The sequence below is a fragment of the Salinicola halophyticus genome, assembly GCF_003206695.1.
In the GTDB taxonomy this organism is placed as follows: domain Bacteria; phylum Pseudomonadota; class Gammaproteobacteria; order Pseudomonadales; family Halomonadaceae; genus Salinicola; species Salinicola halophyticus.
Genome location: NZ_PZJN01000004.1, coordinates 195,474 through 216,050, shown reverse-complemented (window position 1 = coordinate 216,050; position 20,577 = coordinate 195,474). Strand labels below are relative to the sequence as shown.

19 protein-coding genes are annotated in these 20,577 nt (G+C 61.2%); 8 read left to right on the top strand and 11 right to left on the bottom strand.

The genetic code is table 11. The features are described 5' to 3' along the window. The 3 genes from DOM58_RS06220 to DOM58_RS06210 all read left to right on the top strand — a co-directional run bounded on the left by DOM58_RS06220 (position 1) and on the right by DOM58_RS06210 (position 2,676). Complete coding sequence (locus tag DOM58_RS06220; protein WP_110692184.1) at positions 1-1,242, top strand: cysteine desulfurase; 1,242 nt, start codon at positions 1-3, stop codon at positions 1,240-1,242. 52 nt (positions 1,243-1,294) lie between these two features. After that, a complete protein-coding gene (gene sufT, locus DOM58_RS06215; RefSeq protein WP_110692183.1) occupies positions 1,295-1,858 on the top strand; it encodes a putative Fe-S cluster assembly protein SufT in 564 nt (187 codons plus the stop codon). Positions 1,859-2,016: 158 nt separating this feature from the next. Then, on the top strand, positions 2,017-2,676 hold the full coding sequence (locus DOM58_RS06210; RefSeq protein WP_110692182.1) for a SanA/YdcF family protein: 660 nt from the start codon (positions 2,017-2,019) through the stop codon (positions 2,674-2,676). Positions 2,677-2,725: 49 nt separating this feature from the next. Here DOM58_RS06210 and DOM58_RS06205 read toward each other — a convergent pair whose 3' ends face one another. The 4 genes from DOM58_RS06205 to DOM58_RS06190 form a co-directional block, all read right to left on the bottom strand. Next, the gene (locus DOM58_RS06205; protein WP_075562602.1) at positions 2,726-3,166 is read right to left on the bottom strand and encodes a ferritin family protein; all 441 of its coding nucleotides are present in this window, start codon (positions 3,164-3,166) and stop codon (positions 2,726-2,728) included. Positions 3,167-3,277: 111 nt separating this feature from the next. Continuing rightward, a complete protein-coding gene (gene rimK, locus DOM58_RS06200; protein ID WP_075562601.1) occupies positions 3,278-4,186 on the bottom strand; it encodes a 30S ribosomal protein S6--L-glutamate ligase in 909 nt (302 codons plus the stop codon). Between the two features lie 49 nt (positions 4,187-4,235). Continuing rightward, positions 4,236-4,673 carry an ATP-dependent zinc protease family protein gene (locus tag DOM58_RS06195; RefSeq protein ID WP_075562600.1) on the bottom strand — a complete coding sequence of 146 codons (438 nt, stop codon included), beginning with the start codon at positions 4,671-4,673 and terminating at the stop codon, positions 4,236-4,238. Between the two features lie 4 nt (positions 4,674-4,677). Beyond that, a complete protein-coding gene (locus DOM58_RS06190; protein WP_110692181.1) occupies positions 4,678-5,733 on the bottom strand; it encodes a DUF3549 family protein in 1,056 nt (351 codons plus the stop codon). Positions 5,734-5,992: 259 nt separating this feature from the next. Between DOM58_RS06190 and DOM58_RS06185 the strand changes: the two genes are divergently transcribed. Beyond that, complete coding sequence (locus DOM58_RS06185; protein WP_110692180.1) at positions 5,993-6,358, top strand: YqcC family protein; 366 nt, start codon at positions 5,993-5,995, stop codon at positions 6,356-6,358. A 105-nt stretch (positions 6,359-6,463) separates the two neighbouring features. Here DOM58_RS06185 and DOM58_RS06180 read toward each other — a convergent pair whose 3' ends face one another. Continuing rightward, on the bottom strand, positions 6,464-7,018 hold the full coding sequence (locus DOM58_RS06180) for an OmpW/AlkL family protein (protein ID WP_075562597.1): 555 nt from the start codon (positions 7,016-7,018) through the stop codon (positions 6,464-6,466). 251 nt (positions 7,019-7,269) lie between these two features. Here DOM58_RS06180 and DOM58_RS06175 point away from each other — a divergent pair, with 251 nt between their 5' ends. Together DOM58_RS06175 and DOM58_RS06170 are read left to right on the top strand one after the other, a co-directional pair. Beyond that, positions 7,270-8,328, top strand: a complete 1,059-nt coding sequence (locus DOM58_RS06175) for a glycosyltransferase family 2 protein (RefSeq protein ID WP_245392179.1) — start codon at positions 7,270-7,272, stop codon at positions 8,326-8,328. Next, positions 8,325-8,717: a GtrA family protein gene (locus DOM58_RS06170; RefSeq protein WP_075562596.1), complete on the top strand. Its 393-nt coding sequence runs from the start codon at positions 8,325-8,327 to the stop codon at positions 8,715-8,717. The genes DOM58_RS06175 and DOM58_RS06170 overlap by 4 nt, the downstream gene beginning before the upstream one ends. Before the next feature lie 225 nt (positions 8,718-8,942). Here DOM58_RS06170 and putP read toward each other — a convergent pair whose 3' ends face one another. The 5 genes from putP to DOM58_RS06145 form a co-directional block, all read right to left on the bottom strand. Beyond that, complete coding sequence (gene putP, locus DOM58_RS06165; RefSeq protein WP_075562595.1) at positions 8,943-10,433, bottom strand: sodium/proline symporter PutP; 1,491 nt, start codon at positions 10,431-10,433, stop codon at positions 8,943-8,945. A 186-nt stretch (positions 10,434-10,619) separates the two neighbouring features. Further along, positions 10,620-13,808: a bifunctional proline dehydrogenase/L-glutamate gamma-semialdehyde dehydrogenase PutA gene (putA, locus tag DOM58_RS06160; RefSeq protein ID WP_110692178.1), complete on the bottom strand. Its 3,189-nt coding sequence runs from the start codon at positions 13,806-13,808 to the stop codon at positions 10,620-10,622. 170 nt (positions 13,809-13,978) lie between these two features. Continuing rightward, on the bottom strand, positions 13,979-14,755 hold the full coding sequence (locus DOM58_RS06155) for an AraC family transcriptional regulator (protein WP_110692177.1): 777 nt from the start codon (positions 14,753-14,755) through the stop codon (positions 13,979-13,981). A 24-nt stretch (positions 14,756-14,779) separates the two neighbouring features. Further along, a complete protein-coding gene (locus DOM58_RS06150) occupies positions 14,780-15,151 on the bottom strand; it encodes a hypothetical protein (protein ID WP_075562592.1) in 372 nt (123 codons plus the stop codon). A 141-nt stretch (positions 15,152-15,292) separates the two neighbouring features. Then, on the bottom strand, positions 15,293-16,306 hold the full coding sequence (locus DOM58_RS06145) for a Bug family tripartite tricarboxylate transporter substrate binding protein (RefSeq protein WP_110692176.1): 1,014 nt from the start codon (positions 16,304-16,306) through the stop codon (positions 15,293-15,295). Between the two features lie 424 nt (positions 16,307-16,730). On the opposite strand from DOM58_RS06145, the gene DOM58_RS06140 reads away from it, so the two are divergent. Further along, positions 16,731-17,924, top strand: a complete 1,194-nt coding sequence (locus tag DOM58_RS06140) for an MFS transporter (protein ID WP_245392178.1) — start codon at positions 16,731-16,733, stop codon at positions 17,922-17,924. A 154-nt stretch (positions 17,925-18,078) separates the two neighbouring features. Here the strand turns inward: DOM58_RS06140 and DOM58_RS06135 are convergent, their stop codons facing one another. Further along, positions 18,079-18,639, bottom strand: coding sequence for a helix-turn-helix domain-containing protein (locus tag DOM58_RS06135; protein ID WP_245392177.1), 561 nt, complete (start codon positions 18,637-18,639; stop codon positions 18,079-18,081). A gap of 370 nt (positions 18,640-19,009) precedes the next feature. Between DOM58_RS06135 and gltX the strand changes: the two genes are divergently transcribed. Continuing rightward, positions 19,010-20,488 carry a glutamate--tRNA ligase gene (gene gltX, locus DOM58_RS06130; protein WP_110692173.1) on the top strand — a complete coding sequence of 493 codons (1,479 nt, stop codon included), beginning with the start codon at positions 19,010-19,012 and terminating at the stop codon, positions 20,486-20,488. Positions 20,489-20,577 lie beyond the last annotated feature (89 nt).

Here is a 20,577-nt window from a genome sequence, read left to right as displayed (position 1 = left end):
ATGACGGCGCTCACCGATTTGACGCTGGACCTGGCGGCGATTCGCCAGGATTTCCCGATCCTGGAACGGGAGGTCCACGGCCAGCCGCTGATCTATCTCGATAACGCGGCCACCAGCCAGACGCCGGTGGCGGTCATCGACAGCCTCAGCGACTACTATCGCCGTTACAACGCCAATATTCATCGCGGCCTGCACACCTTGGCCGACGAGGCGACTGCGGCCTATGAAGGCGTGCGTTCCACTGTCCAGCGGCATATCAACGCGTTCGAGCCGCGCGAGATCGTGTTTACCCGAGGCACCACCGAAGCGATCAATCTGGTGGCCAACAGCTGGGGGCGCTCCAACCTGAAGGCGGGTGACGAAGTGATGGTCTCGTTGATGGAACATCACTCCAACATCGTGCCGTGGCAGTTGCTCGAGCGTGAGCTGGGCATCGTGATCAGAGTCATCCCCGTCGATTCACGCGGCGTCCTCGATCTCGAGGCCTATCGGGAAATGCTCGGCGAGCGAACCCGGCTGGTCTGCGTCAATCATGTCTCCAATGCCCTGGGGACGATCAATCCGATCGCCGACATCGCCCGTGATGCGCATGCCAACGGCGCATTGATCCTGGTCGATGGCGCCCAGGCGGTGCCGCATCAGGCAGTCGATGTGCAGGCCCTGGATGCCGATTTCTACGCGTTTTCGGGCCACAAGGTGTACGGGCCGATGGGCGCGGGGGCGCTATACGTCAAGGCGTCCGTACTCGAGGCGATGCCGCCATGGCAGGGCGGCGGGGAGATGATCTCGCGCGTCTCCTTCGATCGCGGCACCGAATTTGCCGCCATTCCCAACCGCTTCGAGGCGGGTACGCCGGCCGTGGCCGACGTCATCGCCATGGGTGCGGCGCTGGACTGGGTCAACGCGCTCGGTATCGAACGGCTGTCGGCGTGGGAGCATTGGCTGCTGGATCACGCCACCCAGAAGCTCGAACAGATCGATGGCCTGCGGATCATCGGCACGGCGCCGAACAAGGCCGGCGTGATTTCGTTCGTCGTCGACGGTGCCCACTCTCAGGATATCGGGCTGCTGATCGACCAGTTGGGCGTGGCGATTCGCACCGGGCATCATTGTGCCCAGCCGGTATTGAACCATTTCGGTGTCGAGGCGACTTGCCGGGCTTCTCTGGCCGTGTACAACACGCCCGAAGAAGTCGATGCTTTCGTCGAGGCGCTTCAGCGCGTGCTGGGCATGCTGCGCTGAGCCGGTCCCGGTACTGGGCGTGTCCGGGCCGGCCATTCTGTCAGGAGCGACGATGGATTCCCTAAACGAGGTCTACAAGGGCCAGGAAATGCCGCTGCAGCGGGACGTCGAGGTGATCTCGATCCCGTTCGGCAAGACCATCACGCTGTCTGAAGACAGTACGGTCGTGGTCATGCAGGCCAAGGGCAGCTCGATCAGTGTCAGTTTCGAAGGGCGTCTCTATCTGATCGAAGGGCATGACTTCGACGCGCTGGGGCTCGAGTCACTCGAGCGGCCGACGCTGGATCCCGAGGCGACGGAAGCGGAGATGGAGCGCTTCGTCTGGGATCAGCTGCGGACCTGTTTCGATCCGGAGATACCGGTCAATATCGTCGATCTGGGTCTGGTCTACGGCTGCCGTCTCGAGCGCCTGCTCACCGGTGAACTCATGGTCACCATTCGCATGACGCTGACGGCGCCTGGCTGCGGGATGGGAGACGTCATCGCCGAGGATGCGCGGCGCAAGATACTGGGTGCCTCGCAGTTCTCCAAGGTTCACGTGGAAATCGTTTTCGATCCGCCGTGGAGCCGTGAGATGATGAGCGAAGAGGCACGCCTCGAGCTGGGCATGTTCTAGGCGCCTGGCAAAAAGCGCCTGACTGACCCTCGAACTGCACGAGCCGGTTTCTGGCAGAGCAACGAACGCAATATGTTGATCGATACCCCCACACGCTATTCGATTCCCGATGACGGCCCTCAGCGGCCGCTTTCCGCTCATCACCGTCACGTTGATTCATGCTTCGGTTACTGAAGGGGCCACTCAAGACCTTGGCAGCCTGCGCGCTGTTGCTAACGGTCGGGGTGGTGGTCATCAACCTGTGGATCCTGCAGAAGACCCACGCTCGCATCGAGCATGAGGTACCGCTGTGTGCCGCGCAGCCGGTCGGGCTGGTCTTCGGTACCGCCCAGTGGCTCCGGCAGGGCGGTTCCAACCCTTACTTCAAGGCCCGGATCGAGACCTCGGCGGAGTTGCTGCGACTCCATCGAATCCAGCATCTACTGCTGTCCGGCGACAATCGTACGCGTTATTACAACGAGCCCATCAACATGTGGCGCTCCCTGCGTCATCGCAATGTCGACGATGAATACATGACGCTCGACTATGCCGGTTTCAGTACGTTCGATAGCGTGGTGCGCGCCAAGGAAGTATTTGGCGCGGGTCGCCTGATGCTGATATCGCAGGACTGGCATCTACCGCGGGCCCTGTTTATCGCCGACGCCCTGGGAGTCGAGGCTTCCGGTTGTGCAGTACCCGACGACGGGGTCGAAGGCGAGTGGCGTCTACGGGTGCGTGAGTGGCTCGCGCGTGCCGCCACCTTTGGAGATCTCTACATCTGGGGCAGGGAGCCGTATTTCCTGGGGCCGCTGGAGCCGATCCGGTTATCGCCGCCTTAGGTCCTCGTCTTGTCCACCTGTTGATCGGTCGGGCGGATCAGGTCGCCTGTCAGCGTTGGCGCTGCTGCAGCTTGTTGATCTCTCGAATCAATGCGCGGCAGTTTTTCCAGCAGCGCTCCAGCGTCGGCTCCAGCACTTCCGGTAGCGGATGGGTGAAAGCGTTGCCCAGCGCCTGCATCAACACACGTTCCTGTTCGAGGAGTTCTCCTAGCAGGACGGCGCTGTCGTTGCCGACGAAGCTCTTGATGCGGCTCCATAGCCACAGATAGTCATCGCGTTCGACGTCGGCATCGCGGGGCAGGATATCGAGATGTTCGCGAACCAGCTGCTGTAGTTCGCGCATGGCGACCCCACGTTCCTCGTAATGGGGTTTCAGGGCATTACGCAACGCCGGTCGCAGGCGATCGAGATTGTCCTGAAAATAATCGAGACTGTCGGCCAGCGCTTCGAGAACGCTGTCCATCGCCACTTGGCGATTGTCGAGAAACATGTGCGGCCACCTCCTGAAGTGACACAAATTGTGCGGCCGGAAACACTGTTTTGCTACCCCTCAAAGCAGAAAATTTAGCATTTTCGGCTATTTGTTCCATTTCTCCTCGATCTAGCCTTTGGGCTTCGGCGGCGCCTTGCGCGGCGTGCTGGCATTTTTCTGCAGATGCTCGATGATCAGGCCCGCAATGTCCTTGCCGGTTGCCGATTCGATGCCCTGCAGGCCGGGCGACGAATTGACTTCCATGATCACCGGGCCGTGGTTGGAACGCAGCAGATCGACGCCGGCGACACCCAGCCCCATCGCCTTGGCCGCGCGAATCGCGGTAGAGCGCTCTTCGGGGGTGATGCGAATGACGCTGGCGGTGCCGCCACGGTGCAGGTTCGAACGAAATTCACCTTCGGCGGCCTGACGCTTCATCGAGGCAACGACCTTGTCACCGATCACGAAACAGCGAATGTCGGCCCCCTTAGCTTCCTTGATGTACTCCTGAACCATGATGTTGGCTTTCATTCCCATGAACGCCTGGATCACCGACTCGGCGGCCTGATTGGTTTCCGCCAGCACCACGCCGATACCCTGCGTGCCCTCCAGCAACTTGATCACCAGCGGCGCGCCCTTGACCATGGTGATCAGGTCGGGAATGTCGTCAGGCGAATGGGCGAAGCCGGTAATCGGGAGGCCCAGCCCCTTGCGCGACAGCAGCTGCAGCGAGCGCAGCTTGTCGCGAGAGCGAGTAATGGCGACCGAGTCGTTGAGCACGTAGGTGCTCATCATCTCGAACTGACGCAGTACAGCGCAGCCGTAGAACGTCACGGAGGCGCCGATACGCGGCACGATGGCGTCGAACGGCTCGATTTCCTCGCCCTTGTAGTGAATCGACGGCCGGTGTGAGGCGATATTCATGTAGCAGCGCAGCGTATCGACCACGCGGGCGGTGTGTCCGCGCGCTTCGGCAGCCTCGATCAGACGGCGCGTCGAGTAGAGGTTGCGATTGCGTGACAAGATGCCGATGTGCATGCGCGAAAGGCTCCGTAGCGTGGATGAGAGGGCGAAGTGGAAGGGGCGGTCAGGGGTCACCGTGCAGGAAGGCGGCACCCGGGGCAACCAGTAGCCGCCGCATGGCGCGTCTGCCCAGCAGCATGGGGTGACGCATGTCGCTGCGGTCGGTCAAAGTCAGTTCGATGGGAAATTCCAGCTCCCCCAGTATAAGGCGCGTGCGAATGACGTACCGCCATTCCTGATGGCCGTTGGAACTTCTGACTCGGCGGCGATCGTGCAACGGGAGCTGACATTCGTGTTGCGCAATGGGCTGACCGCTCGAGCGGGTAATGAAGCGAACCCAGGGATGACCGCCTTCCTCGTAGGGTTCGATCTGCTCTGCATGCAGGGCGGACGTACGAGCACCGGTGTCCGCTTTGCAGCAGAGCGTCATGTGAAGATCCGGCAGCGTGACCATCTCGCGTCGGCCGATGATCGCCTGGGCCTGGTACGGCAATGCTTTCATGGATTCAGATGTTCCCTTCTCTGACGAGCCGACCCAGGGAGGAGTCCGCAGGCGCCTGACGCAACATCACCAATATGGGCAGCCGCAGGCGCGGGATCAATGCCAAATCGTGCACGACAGGACGAAAGTTGGCATCCGGGCAGTTCGCCAGCCGCTCGAGGAACCGCGCGAGACGGGATTCATGCTCGAGATGATGCCAGCCGCGTGCGGCGATGGCCGCCAGACAGTCGGCCGCCATGAGATCCTCGTCATCGAGAATGCGATCCAGCCAATCGCCGACTCGGGTATCGTCGCTGCCCAGCATCGCTCTCAACAAGGCGCAGAACGTTTCGATATCCTGTCGTTGTCTTGCGTCGCCCATCGCTTCACATAACGACGGCAGGAGATCGGCGGGCGTGTCGCCATGTTCCATCAGGTAGCACAGCGGGAGAACGACTTCTCTCGGCAGTGTGTCCAGGCGCGAGATCAGCGCGCGGGTAACGGCCGGGTCCTGGGCGACGACCTGATCGGCCAGCCCCTGAAGACCGAGCATCTGCCAGTTGAGCGTGTCGTCTCCCATCAGATAACGGCGTGCCATGTCCGAATGCGATGACGACGGTTGCTCGAACCGGCGAGACAGGCGAGCATGCAGCAGCGCGCGTTGATGCAGTTCCGGCTCGAACGCCAGCGGGTTGTCCTGCATGAGATTGTCCTGCATCAGATTGCTCTGAGCCAGAATCCCTTGCGTCACATCGCCCGGTGGCTGGACATCGGTGGAGCCCGGTTGGGTGCTCAGCGTCAGTAGCAGGCGATCGAGAAACGCATCGCGTGCAGCAGGCACCAGCAGCCCTTGCTCGTCCAGCGGCAGCGACAGGAACCAGATCGCCGGGTCCCCTTGCAGCGCGGGCCAGTGCAGGGCACAGGCTACCTGGGCATGGCCATTCCAGGGTAACGGCCAGGGTTGGCGTTCCTGTTCGAAGGCGGTGAAAGTGTCACGGCTGATCGGTGTCACACGCCGGCCCAGGGCCGACAGCGCAAGCTCGGCGCGACTGGTCGTGAAAAAATCGCTCAGCGTCTGCATGGTAGAGAGCCGTCATGTCCATCGAGGCGCGCACTGTAACGTGCAGGGGTGACGCTGGATAGGGTATGGCCAAAAATTGAACAGCCTCTTCGATCGCATGTCTCATGCCGGATTGGCACAAGTGTCCCAAGTTTATCCACAGGCTCTTTCAAGTTTTCTGTGCGCAACCCGAAGACGGCGCTCAAGCGCTTTGGCAGCATCGAAGAACGACAGCACTAAAGAAAGACAGCACCGAAGAACGAAAGCAACAGGAGAAAGCATGACGGTAACGGGAGAAGTGATCTCATCGAAGGGCCCAGAGGCTAGCCACGATGGATTGGCGCGGGCACTGCGCGAGCTGGAAGCCGAGCTGGCAAGCGCCGGGCTGTGGGAGGTACCCTGGCCGGAGCCTTCGGCATTCGAGAGTCAGCAGCCATTTTGTGTCGATACGATGTCGATGCCGCAGTGGTTGCGCTACGTCTTCATTGCTCGTCTGTGGGCACTGGTCGATGCCCGAGCGACCCTGCCGGCTAGTTGCGACGTCGCGCCGGCAATGGAGGTATGGCTCAAGGACGTTCCTGCCGCGCGGAAGGCGCCGCTGCTCGAGAAGCTCGCCGAAGTCGATCAGATCGTGACCCGAGCGTAATCATCGTTAGGCAAATCAATGCCCGGCTCCGCCATCGGATTCTCGAGTCACAGGCACAAAAAAACCGGGCCATGAAGGCCCGGTTTGACTATCGACTGCGATCGCTTAGAAGCGGGCAGTGACGCCGGCACCGACGGTGACCGGGTCGAGGTCGATGTCACGGCCGCCGCTGATATCGGCGCTGACGTCGGTGTACTGTGCGAAGGCGTTGAAACCGAAGTTGTCGGTAACGTTCAGATCAACACCCAGCTGGCCAGCAGCACCCCAGGATTCGTCGACACTGCCGACGCCGCTCTCGTCAGAGAACGTGGTGTAGTTGACACCAACACCGGCGTAAGGCTGAACGCGGGAGTCCAGGCCGCCGAGCGGGTAGTACTGCGCCATCAGGTTGATCGGAACCTGCTTGAAGGTACCGCCTTCAGCATGAACCTTGGTTTCGGTCATGGAGCTCAGTTCGACGCCGATCTTGTCGTGAACCATGTAACCCAGGCCCAGGTAGGCGCCCTTGTCATTGTCACTGGTGTAACCAGTGTCGACGTCGGTCTTGGCAACACCCAGACGGCCGTAGAAATCACCGGCGCCGTAGGCGAATGCGGCTTGGGCTCCGAATGCGCAAGTGCCGGCAACTACCATTGCAGAGAACAGTTTGGTCTTGGTCATGATAAGGACTCCTTTTCTTTCATCATGAAGCCGTGTTACCGGTCTTCACATTCTATGAGACAACGTCCCTATGATAGGAAACGGTGTTTTTTATGTCCAGTAAAATTTTGAAACAGCGTTTTTTTACGTCAGGCCAGACGTTAAGTCTGTTTGTGCGCGTTTCGCTCTGACCCGCTAGGATTACCGTAGTCATTGATCGTCCAGGTTGCCAACATCGCAAGGCCTTGATTCATTTCGTACGAGGAGCGCTCGTGGACAGACGTCGAACAGAGTGGATGTTATCGCTCGTGGTGCCGGTAATGAACGAGGAGAGCGCCATCGACCGATTTCTCGAAGCGGTCGATGGCGCGCTGGGTGCCAGCGTCCCGCGGCTCGAGATTCTGTTCATAGACGATGGCTCCACCGATGCAACGCTTGCCAAGCTTCGCCAACGGGCTTCGGAGGATCTTCGGGTTCGGGTTCTGTCGCTGACCCGCAATTTTGGCAAGGAGGCCGCCATGAGCGCCGGCCTCGACCACGCTCGAGGTGACGCGGTGGTACCCATGGATGTCGACTTGCAGGATCCACCCGAGGTGATCCTGGAGTTCATTGGGCTGTGGCAGGACCAGGGCTACGATATGGTCTATGGCATTCGTGGCTCCAGGGATGACGATACCCAGGCGAAGCGTACCTCCGCAGAGCTCTTCTATCGCCTCTTCAACCGGCTGGCGGAAGCACCGATCCCCAGCAACGCAGGGGACTTTCGGTTGATGGATCGCCGAGTCGTCGAGGCGGTCAAGCGACTGCCCGAACGTAATCGGTTCATGAAGGGGCTGTTCAGCTGGCCAGGGTATCGCTCCATCGGGGTCCACTATGACCGGCCGGCCAGAACGAGCGGCGTCAGCAAGTTCAGTTTCTGGAAACTGTGGAATTTCGCCATCGACGGTCTGGTCAGCTTCTCGACCTGGCCTCTGCGTATCTGGATGTATTTTGGCGCCGTCGTTGCGGGGCTCGCGTTTCTCTATATCCTGCTGCTCGTCGGACGGGTCATCGTGGTGGGGAGTGACGTGCCCGGCTACGCCTCGCTGATGACGGCGATCCTGTTCTTTGGCGGCATGCAGCTGCTCTCCATCGGGATCCTGGGAGAGTACGTCGGACGCCTGTTCATCGAAGCCAAGCGGCGGCCGCTGTACTTGGTGGCCGAAGATAGCTTGATCACCGAGGAGAGCCTGGGTGCCGAAAGCGGCCTTAACCTCAAGAGTGAGGCCGCTGGCGTAGGCAAGGCCGAGGCCACCTCTGGCCGGTTCGATGGAGCGTCCGGTATTTCATGAAACGTCGACTCAAGCGCGAAGCGAAAACTGCCGCCCGTTTCGGTCTGGTAGGAGGCGTTGCAACGGTGGCCCATCTGTCGGTCGCCGCCATTCTCAGTGCCTTGTGGCCGGCGCTGTCCGAGTTTTTCGTCAATCTCTGCGGCTTTTTGGTCGCCTTTCAGATTTCTCTCGTCGGCCACCGGCGCTTGACGTTTCGTCGTCAGGGGCGCGCCCGACGCTTCTTCACCCTGGCGTTGTTGGGGTTTGCCCTCAATAACGGGGTGCTGGCCACGTTGCTGGCATCGACAGAAATTTCTGGTTTCTGGGCTATCGGCATTGCCACGCTCACGGTACCGCTGATTACCTACGTCGGCTCGAGGCTGTGGGCGTTTCGAGAGCATCAGGGGTGACGAGCGGGCAGTAGAGGGCACCGCACGTGGCTGGCTTTACGTTTGACTAGCGTTGCGTTTGACTAGCGTTGCGCGTGCCTGGCGTGGTGCGGCTCGGTGTGGCGGGCAACTTCGACCGGGGTCGAGTGTGGATTGGCATGCATGGAAAAGGGCTCCCGCAGGAGCCCTTTGTCAGTTTCGCGTCGAGTGTCGGTAGCGCATCGATGACCCGCTTTCACCGACGCGTTAGCTGGAAATCTGCTTATATTCGCCAGCGTCCTTGGTCATGCTGCTCACCACCAGGATGGCAATGAAGGAGGCGATGAAGCCGGGAATGATCTCGTAGACTCCCGGTCCGCCCAGAAACGCGTTGCTCCAGCCCAACGAGATCCAGACGATGACGGTGAGAGCGCCTACGACCATGCCCGCAATGGCGCCAGCGCCGTTGGTGCGCGACCACATCAGCGACAGAATGATCAGCGGGCCGAACGCCGCCCCGAAGCCTGCCCAGGCGTTACTGACCAGCCCCAGAACCTGAGAGTTCGGATCCGATGCGATGACGGCTGCCACCAGACCCACCAGCACGACACTGATTCGGCCCACGGCGACGGTTTCCTTTTCCGACGCTTCCTTGCGCAGGAACAGGCGATAGAAATCCTCGGTCAGGGAGGAAGATGCCACCAGCAGCTGACTGGAGATAGTGCTCATGATGGCGGCGAGCAGGGCCGCATAGAGGAAACCGGTGATCAGCGGGTGGAACAGCAGGTTCGCCAGAATGATGAAGATCGTCTCCGGATCCTCGACATCCAATCCGTTGCGGATCGCATAGGCCCGGCCGAAGATACCCAGAGAGACCGCGCCGATCAGCGAGATCAGCATCCAGCTCATGCCGATGTTACGGGCCACGGGCACGTCCTTCAGCGAGCGAATGGCCATGAAGCGCACGATGATGTGCGGCTGGCCGAAATAGCCCAGCCCCCAGGTCACGGCGGACAGCCAGCCGATGAAGGTCAACCCGTCCGTCCAGGAAAGCAGCGTGGGGTCGACTTCATTGAGCGTCTGCGAGGCCTGGGAAAACCCGCCGCCGCCCTCGCCGAAGATCACCACTGCCGGCATGATCACCAGTGCCAGCATCATGATGCAGCCCTGCACGAAGTCCGTCATGCTCACGGCCAGGAAGCCGCCGACCACCGTGTAGACCAGCACCACGCCCAGCGTGATGATGATGCCGGTGGCGTAATCGCTCAGGCCACCGATGTTGATCACGCCGGAAAAGGCGCTCTCGAACAGCTTGCCGCCTGCTACCAGGCCCGAGGCCGTGTAGATCGCGAAGAAGACGACGATGACGATAGCGGAGATCGTCCTCAGCGACAGGGCCCGCGTCGGAAAGCGGTTTGCCAGAAAGGCGGGGATGGTTATCGCATTGCCGTAGTGGACCGTCTGCTCCCGCAGGCGTGGGGCGACCAGCACCCAGTTGAAGAATGCACCCACGAACAGGCCGATGCCGATCCAGGCCGAACCCAGGCCGGAGACGAACATCGCCCCGGGCAGGCCCAGCAGCAGCCAGCCGCTCATGTCCGACGCACCGGCCGACAGGGCAGCCACTTGCGGGCTGAGAGTCCGGCCACCCAACATGTAATCTTCGGAGGTGGAGGTGGACGTGCGCATGGCATAGAGGCCGATGGCGATCATGAGCACGAAGTAGGCGAAAAGACTGATCCAAACACCGATAGCCATAGAGGCGTCTCCTGTTTCTTAGTTATTAGGCCGGAGTTTGCTCCGACGAGCTTTTACGCACGCGAGCCCAAGCGCTGGCGAGGAGTGTCCCGCTCGGGAAGCGTACGAACGGGAAGCCCATGTCGGCATTGTTATTGGCCATTGCGAGCCTCCCGTGATCTGCGGTCGTCTATAAGGCGTCGTGCATTAGTCGCCCATGGCGAGCAGTGAAGCGTTGCCGCCCAGCGCGGCCGTATTGACGGTGCGCGTTTTTTCGGTGGCGAAGCGTAACAGATAATGCGGTCCACCCGCCTTCGGGCCCGTGCCCGAGAAGCCTTGGCCACCGAACGGCTGCACGCCGACGACCGCACCGATGATGTCGCGATTGACGTAGACATTGCCGACGCGAATGCGGCTGGCCACATGATTGGTGAAGTTCTCGTTGCGGCTGTGGACGCCGAACGTCAGGCCGTAGCCCTTGGCATTGATGGAATCGATGACGTCTTCGAGCTGGTCGGCTCGATAGCGCGCGATATGCAGCAGCGGTCCGAACTGTTCGGTCTGCATCGATTCGATGCCATCGATACGGAAGGCCATCGGCGCGACGAAGGTGCCATTGTCGGTCTGGGCCGGATCGAGTCTGGCCTCGGCGATCAAACGGCCTTCGGCCTTCATGGTTTCGATATGCTCGAGCAGCCCCTTGCGTGCCTCTTCGTCGATGACCGGGCCGACGTCGGTGCCCAGGTCGCGCGGGTCACCAATACGCAGTTCGTCCATCGCCCCGCGCAGGATCTCGATCACGCGCTCGGCGATATCCTCCTGCAGATAGAGCACGCGAAGGGCGGAACAGCGCTGGCCGGCGCTCTGGAAGGCCGAGTGGACGACGTCGGCAACGACTTGCTCGGGCAGGGCGGTGGAGTCGACGATCATCGCGTTCATGCCGCCGGTCTCGGCGATCAGCGTCGGCAGGGCGGCGTTCTCCCTGGCGGCCAGCGCCCGGTTGATGATCTGTGCGGTATCGGTGGAGCCGGTGAAGACGACACCGGTAATCCGGGGATCGCTGCTCAGTACGCTACCCACGGTCGGGCCGTCGCCGGGCAAGAGCTGTACGACATCCCGGGGCATGCCGGCTTCATACAGCAGCTCGATGACGCGGTTGGCGACCAGCGAGGTCTGCTCGGCGGGCTTGGCGAGCACGGTGTTGCCGGCCACGGCAGCGGCGACCAGCTGGCCGGTGAAGATCGCGACCGGGAAGTTCCACGGGCTGATTGCGGCGAAGACGCCCTTGCCGCTCATCACCAGCTCGTTGGATTCGCCGGTGGGTCCCGGCAGGGCGATGGGCTCGGCGAAGAGCTCACGAGCGCGCGCCGCATAGTAGCGGCAGAAATCCACCGCCTCGCGAATCTCATCGACGCCGTCGGTGAGCAGCTTGCCGCCCTCGCGGGAGCACAGCGTCATCAGCTCGGCGAGGTGCGTTTCCATCAGCTCGGCGTGTCGCTCGAGGATGGCCGCGCGCTCTTCGACCGGGGTTTCGTTCCAGCGCGGAAAGGCCTGCCAGGCGATGTCCACCGCCTGCTCGGCCTGCTCGTGGGTCGCCCACTGCACGCTACCCACGGGCAGGCGGCGGTCATAGGGGCTGGTGACGCGCTGGCGCTGACTGTCGTCATCGGCGACATCGACGCCCAGCAGCGGCTTGGCGTGATATTCCCGATCCATGAACGCCGCCATGCGATCGATGAGCGGCTGATACTCACTGTTGATGTTCAAGTTGACGCCTTGGGAGTTCTTGCGTGCCGTACCGTAGATGTCCTTGGGTAGCGGAATCCGGGGATTGGCGAAGGTCGGATAGGGCTTGAGCGTGGCCACCGGATGGACGCAAAGCGACTCCACCGGGACCCGGGGATCGACCAGCTGATGGACGAACGATGAGTTGGCGCCATTTTCCAGCAGTCGTCGGACCAGATAGGGCAGCAGGTCCTTGTGCGCGCCCACGGGCGCATAGATACGACAGTAGGTGCCCTGGGGGGCCCGCGTCAGTGCCGCATCATAGAGAGCTTCTCCCATGCCGTGCAGGCGCTGGAATTCGAAAGCGCGATCTGCATGGTTGGCCAGCTCGAGAATATTGGTGATGGTGTGCGCATTGTGGGTCGCGAACTGCGGAAAGATTCGTCCGCGGGTGTTCTCGGAGAGCAGGAACTGCGCGCAGACCAAATAGGCAACGTCGGTACACGCCTTGCGGGTGTAGACCGGATAGCCGTCGACGCCGAGTTTCTGGGATTCCTTGATTTCGGTATCCCAGTAGGCGCCCTTGACCAGGCGCAGCGGAATTTCGTCGCCCTGCTGATCGGCCAGTCGGTTGATGTAGTGAAGCACCGGCAGGGCGCGTTTGGCATAGGCCTGTACCACCAGGCCAAAGTGGCCCCAGCCGCGGCAGGCGTCGCTCTCGAAGACGGCCCGGAAGACCTCGAGCGAGAGTTCGAGACGATCGACTTCCTCGGCATCGATGGTCAGTGCAACATGGCGTTCTCGCGCCAGCTCGACGAGCTGCTTGACGGTGCCGACCAGCTCTTCGAGAACCTGGCTGCGGCGACCGAATTCGTAGCGCGGGTGCAGCGCCGACAGCTTGATCGATACCGACGGGGCCGGGGTCTTGGCATCGAGCTTGACGCTGGTCTCACCCACCTGGCGAATCGCCGAGGCGTAGTCGTCGAAGTAGCGCTGTGCATCCTGACGCGTACGAGCAGCTTCGCCCAGCATGTCGTAGGAGTAGGTATAGCCCTTGTTGAACAGCGGCTTCGAGCGCTTGAGCGCCTCGTCGATCGTGCGCCCCAGCACGAACTGCTGGCCCATGACCTTCATCGCCTGGTACATCGCGCTGCGGATGACCGGCTCGCCCATGCGATTGACCATCTTGTTGATGAAGTTGGCCGGTTTGCCTTCGCGGGGCTTGTCCATCTGGATCACGTTGCCGGTCATCAACAGGCCCCAGGTCGAGGCGTTGACGAACCAGGATTCGCTCTGACCCAGATAGCGCTTCCAGTCTGCGACGCCCAGCTTGTCCTCGATCAGCGCGTCGGCAGTGGTCTTGTCGGGAATACGCAGCAGCGCTTCCGCCAGACACATCAGCAGCACGCCTTCCTGAGTATCGAGGCTGTACTGTTGAAGCAGTTCATCGATGGAGTCGACAGCCGTATCCATGGCGCGAACGTCGCGCACCAGCTGCGCGGTGTTGTCGCCGATGCGGGCGAAATCGGCCTCACCCGCACCCAGCAGTTCGCATAGCTCGGCGAGGTAGGCGTCTTCATCGACGATGTAGTGTTCGCTTATCCTCGCAAACAGGGTTTCCAGCGAGGTCCGCCAAGTGGCAGCGTCCAGCATTTGTTCGGCTTTCAGCATCGTTCAGCCCCTTCGGCATGATTGAATCATAGTGATCAGCGTTGGCTTGGACGGCTTCCGCGACGGGATGCCACAGCGACACCGATAAAAGGAAGTGGTAGCTGACTCTAGCGTGAAACAGGGCGCGGGTTCTTGCCAATTATCCGGGGAGATTTGCAAGAAAAGCCGGATTATCTGGCTGAAGAAGGGCGGCGTAGCTGCACGGGAGAATGGCCGTAGCGGCGTCGAAAGGCGTTGCTCAAGGCGCTCTGGTTGGCGAATCCGGTGCGTTCCGCGATGTCGGCAAGCGGCAGGTCGGTCAGATCCGTGAGGTCACGGGCCGTGGCCAGCCGCAACCGCATCACGAATTGATAGGGCGTGATCCCGGTTTGATCCCGAAAGCGCTCGCTGAAATGGGCCTCACTGAGACAGACGAGATTGGCCAGATCCGACACGCTCAGGCGTTGATCCAGCCGCGCCAGCACGAAATGTTCGAGGCGCTGAATGTCCAGCGATCGGCTGGCGCGTCTGGTCACCGGGGGAGGGCAGAGCGTCGCCCCGAGACGAGCGTGAAGCGAACTGAGCAGCGTCGTGACCAGCAGGTCGCCCGGTGCGTGGCGGGCCTGCGCCATTTCCTGTACCAGGAACTGCAGATAGTGCTGCAGAGATTCATCGATCGCGAAATAGCCGGGGCGATCGAACAGGGCTCTCAGCTGGCGATGGGTGCCGGTCAACGCGGCCGCATCGTCCGGGAGGTCGATGATCAGCTGGCGGTTATCGCCGATACCTTCGTAATAATGCTCGATATTGGCCGGTACCAGACAGCCGGAGAGCGGTGCCACGACACCGCCCTGGCCGGCAATTTCGAACTCGGCGTAACCCGATAGCCCGATCACGATCTGGTGATAGTCGTGATGATGGTGCTGAATCGCGTTGTCGAGCGGCGCGAGCCGTATGATGCCCGTCATGGTGATCGTCGCTGCGGAACCGGATCAGGCACGATATTCGCCTCCCTGAAGCGCCTGGTGCGCTGCCAGATGATCGCGCAGTGCGGCCAGTTCTTCACGACCGCTGCGTGAGAAGAGCGATCCTCCCTGGGCGGCCTGCCACGGTCGACCGTAGGTTTCCATCAGATGCTGGCTGCGCCGGCGCAGATTTTCCAGATAGGTGTCGTGGCGGATCGGATAGCCGATCAGCGTATGCCAGCGCGCTTCACTGGCGCGATTTTCCAGCACGGCATCGAACAGATCGAGCAGATCCTGCGCCTGGGTACGATAGCGTGGGGTGCGGGACAGCATCAGCGCAGTCACGGTCGCCAGACTGACCAGCAGACAGACGGCGAAAACCAGAAGAAAGAGTGACATCGGAAGGCTCCCCGGCGCGCGGCAACCGACACAGTCTACCATGTCGGTTGCCGTGACTCTCAAGCGGTTGAGAAAGGGGTAAGGCGGCCGGGATAGGTGGACAAGACGGCCGGGATAGGCGGGCGCCCGTCGCCGTAAGGGCTAGTGCGTCATGCCCAGTTCGGCGCCGATCTCCTGGATATCGCTGATCTGTCTAGCAACGAACTGATTCAGTTCGTCACCGGATTTGTGGAATGGCAGGAGTCCATTCTGGGTCATGATCTGTTGCCACTGCGGGGTGTCGTAGAGCCCGTTCAGAGTCTTTTTCCACCAAGCATAGCTCTCTTCGGAGGCTCCGGCGGGGGTGTAGAAACCCCGCCAGTTGGGGGCAACCACGTCGATGCCCTGTTCCCTGGCCGTGGGGATGTCGGCGAACTGCCCGGGCAGCCGTTCATCGGAAAACACGGCCAGAATGCGCAGATCGCCGCTGTCGACGAAACTCTTGGCTTCGCTGATATCACCGGTGAACGCGTCGATGTGGCCGCCCAGCAGCTGGCTGATGGCCACCGAGCCGGAATCGAAGGCGAGGTACTTGATATCGCGAATGGGTTTGACGCCGGCTTTGCGCGCCGCCATCAGCACCTTGATGTGGTCGAAGCCGCCCGCCACATCGCCGCCGGAGAACGTCACGCTACCCGCATCGGCCTTGAGGGCGTCTAGCAGCTGCGTCAGTGACTGATAAGGCGAGTCATTGGCGACGGCGATCACGCCATAGTCGGCGCCCAGCGTCGCGACCCAGCGTACCTGGTCGGCACGCCCGCCGGGGTAGTTGCCCAGCGCCAGTTGAGTCGTGGTGGCGGTCGATGCCGCGACGATCAGGTCGTCGTCGCTGGCACGCTTGGCCTGCACATGGCTGAAAGCCACGCCACCGCTGGCGCCCGGAACGTTGATCGTCTGCATGGCGGCAGGGATCATCGACAGATCCTGTAACGCCCGTGCCACTGAGCGACAGGTGAAATCCCAGCCGCCGCCGGGTTGTGCCGGTGCAATGCAGTCGACCTTGCCCTGTGGCGCGGCATGGGCGGGAACCGCAAGGATCAACGCCAGCAACGGCAGGGCCTGGCAGAGCCGCTTGAGGGGGCGTTTCGGCGAGCAGTGATCGGAAGAGAAACTCATGGTCATGAATCCGTAATAGAGGGAGCGACCGCGCGACAGTAGCGGATTGACCGTGAGTTCGCTATTGCCCTTTGGCAAGGTTGAAACGGGTGGTTGGCGCAGATACGGGCCGGCAGTGACGTGAGGGGAAAGCCTTGTTCATGGGCATGACGTAGGCAAAAAAACGCCGCGCAGGGCGCGGCGATAACGATCATTGCAGTAAGCTCGAGAAACCGCATAGCGACAGCTGTGATGAATCTCTTGGCTACTCAGAGCGGCTATCGTTAAAAAAGTTCCTTGACGAAATCCCCAACGGCTGAAAATAGCGCCGTGAGCCAAGGCAGGGCCCCGAGAATCGCTGTGGATTACACTGTTTCAGTTTCCATTTGACGACAAGCTGTGAATAATTGCGCCGTACGCAATTAGACTAAAGTTGGAGAGTGTTGTGGCTCACACGGCTGAAACCGGCGCCGCGAAACCGTCGCGGCGGTTTACGTTATTGATCGAATTCGCGTTGGCGGTCGGCGGATTTGCCATCGGCGTGGGCGAGTTCACGATCATGGGGCTGATGCCCAACGTCGCCGAGGCGCTGAACATCACGGAGCCGCAAGTGGGCAACGTGATCAGTGCTTACGCCCTGGGCGTGGTGGTGGGCGCGCCGCTGATCGCGGTGCTGGGGTCACATTTCTATCGGCGCCACCTGCTGCTCATGCTGATGGCCTTTTTCGCGCTCGGGAATATCGCCAGTGCCCTGGCGCCCAATTACCCTACGCTGATGATCTTTCGATTCATTTCCGGACTGCCTCACGGGGCCTATTTCGGCGTCGCCTCGTTGGTCGCGGCCTCGTTGGTTCCCTCGCACAAGCGTGCCCAGGCGGTCAGTCGAGTCATGTCGGGCCTGACCATCGCGATGCTGGTGGGTAATCCCTTCGCGACCTGGCTGAGTCAGCTATTGAGCTGGCGCTTCGCTTTCGTGCTGGTCGGCGGCATTGCCGTCCTTACCGTGATTCTGGTGTTTCTCTATCTACCGCTCAATCGGCAGGAGGTGCGTAACAGCCCCTCCCAGGAGCTGACGGCGCTCAAGCGGCCTCAGGTCTGGCTGACGTTGGGGATCGGTGCGATCGGCTTTGCCGGCATGTTCTGCGTCTTCAGCTATCTGGCGCCGGTGCTGATCAACGTGACCCAAGTGTCGCCCCATTGGATACCGGTGGCGCAGGCGGCGTTTGGTGCCGGGGCGATTATCGGCAATATCGCCGGCGGTAAACTCTACGATCGGATGCAACTCAAGGGCGTGGGTTGGCTGCTGGTGTGGTGTATCGCGATCCTGCTGCTGTTCCCGCTGGCGGCGCAGTCGCTGTGGTCCATCCTGCTGATCTGCGTGGCCATCGGCACCATGGTGTCGTTATCACCGGCGTTGCAGACACGCCTGATGGATGTGGCGGCAGATGCCCAGACACTGGCGGCTGCGTCCAATCACGCGGCGTTCAATGTCGCCAACGCCCTGGGCCCGTGGCTGGGTGGCGTGGCGATTGGCGCGGGTTTCGGCTGGACCGCTACCGGCTACGTCGGGGCGGCGACGGCAGTAGGTGGGCTGGTCGTGTTCTTCTTCGCCTATCGCCAGCAGCAACGCCACGGTTGAGCGGACGCAGGCTTAGGTTCTGAGTCAGGCTCGTAGGAAGGTGTGATTCAAAGTGCTTCGTTCCCGCGAGCGGGGCGCTCGAAGAAGCGACGCGTTCCCTCCGGCGCAGCGCCGAGCCGGCCTCTCCGCAAAGCGCAGGTCGGGCTGCTCCGGGCTACTGACGGCTCCAGCGGGCACGGAGATAGCCGATGATGCGAAACGGTGGATGACGAACGCTCTCGACGGTCACGCCGTGCAGCTGTTCGCCGCTGACCCGCATTCTGCCGGACGCGAGATGCTCCAGATACTGAATCTGCAGCTTGTCGTCGCGCTCCAGTAGATAGAGACCGTCCTGCTGGAATCTATCGCCAGGTGCGATGGCGGCGATATCCCCCTCGAACAGGAAATCGAAGGACTCGTTGTCCGCGGGCGTGACCAGGTGGCAATCCTGCGTCAGCATCTGCAGCGTGGACATCTCCTCGGCGCCGCCATCCCGCCGCTCCCACGGCGCTGCCAGATGGGCCTGCAAGCTGAACACGGTCGCGCTCGACGTCCGGGAGGTGGCTGCCATCGCGTTCAACGAGTCATCGTCGAGCAGTTGCTTGATCGAACAGTTCAGCGCCGAAGTGAGTGCCACCAGGCGTTCGTGTCCGATCTGCTTGATGGTGCCTGACTCCCAATAGGAAATCGTGACATCAGAGACGCCTACCCGTCTTGCCAGTGCAGCCTTGCTCATGCCTGCCTGGAGGCGGAGCTGTTTGATTCGTGGTCCTAACCCGTCCATCCATGAATCTCGCCTGCGTATTGGTGCTGTGAGGATATCCACTCATTGCCGAAGTATGTTTCGGGTTACAGAGTTGTGAAGTGTTATGGCGATAAATTTTTTTATCGTGCCCAAAGCCTTGGCCTCGGGGTGCCTGCTGTCAAGCGAAAACCCCGGAGCAGTGGTCCCGTGCAGGCGGGGCTGACGGTCGTTATCGACGTTCTGGGCGCCAGCGCGACCCACTGGAGCCTCGAAGGCCCAAACTTGGACATGAGGAGACACTGCAGTCGCGCCCGATGGGGGCGTATAATCTGGCGGCTCGTTCATCAACGGAATGGATTTCATGACGGTACGCACGCGTATTGCGCCTTCGCCCACCGGCGACCCGCACGTCGGCACGGCTTATATCGCTCTCTTCAATCTCTGCTTCGCTCGTCAGCATGGCGGGCAGTTCGTTTTGCGCATCGAGGACACCGACCGTCAGCGCTCCACTGCCGAATCGGAGCAGATGATTCTCGATTCGCTGCGTTGGTTGGGGCTGGATTGGGACGAGGGGCCCGATGTCGGCGGCCCCCACGGCCCTTATCGGCAGAGCGAGCGCGGCGATATCTACGCCCGGCACGCCGAGGAGCTGCTCGAGCGTGGGCACGCCTTCAAATGCTATCGCACCGGCGAAGAGCTCGATGCCCTGCGCGATGAACGAAAGGCGGCGGGGCTACATCTTGCCCTGAAACCGCATGACCTTGCCCTGGACCCTGAAGAGCAGCGACGGCGGGAGGCGGAAGGATTTCCGTACGTCATCCGCATGAACGTGCCTTCCGAGGGGGTATGTGAGGTCGATGACATGCTGCGCGGTCGGATCGAGGTCGACTGGGCGCAGGTCGATGCCCAGATATTGATGAAATCGGATGGCATGCCGACCTACCATCTGGCCAACGTGGTCGATGACCATCTGATGGGGATCACTCATGTCCTGAGGGGCGAGGAGTGGATCAATTCGGCGCCCAAGCACAAGCTGCTCTATGAATATTTCGGCTGGCCGATGCCTGAGCTGTGCCATATGCCGCTGTTGCGCAATCCGGACAAGTCGAAGCTGTCCAAGCGCAAGAACCCGACCTCGATCCACTATTATCGTCGCATGGGATTTCTGCCGCAGGCTGTGACCAACTATCTCGGACGAATGGGATGGTCGATGCCGGATGAGCGTGAAAAGTTCAGTCTCGATGAGATGATGGCTCACTTCGATATCCAGCGCGTTTCACTCGGTGGCCCGGTGTTCGATCTCGATAAGCTGACCTGGCTCAACGGCGTCTATATTCGAGAAGATCTCGATGATGCAGCCTTGCTGCAGGCGCTACGCGACTGGGCGTTCAACGAAGCGTATGTCGGTCAGATTCTGCCACAGATCCGTCCACGTATCTCGACGCTATCGGATGCCATGCCGCTGGCCGGGCATTTCTTCGCCGGTCTGCCTGATATCGACGAGTCCAGCTTCGAGGATGTCGATCTCGAGAAGGAGACCTTGCTGGCGCTGCTGCAGTTCCTGGTATGGCGGCTGGAAGTCGTGCCGCGTTGGGAGAAAGACGAGCTGCTCGGCGAGGTCAAGCACCTTGCCGCCTACTTCGAGTTGAAGATGAAGGTGTTCCTGGCGCCGGTGTTCGTTGCCGTAACGGGCAGTACCCATTCGACTTCGGTGCTCGACGCCATGGCGATTCTCGGCTCCGACATGACGCGCGCGCGTCTGCGGCATGCCATCGACGTATTGGGCGGAATTTCCAAGAAGCAGGCGAAGCGGCTGGAAAAGACCTTCCGCGAAGTGTGACGTGGCTGGGTGCCGGGTTATCGAGAAAGTCATTTTTATCACGATAAAACGTTGACTTATCAGTGGTGTGAACGTATATTTCGCCCCGT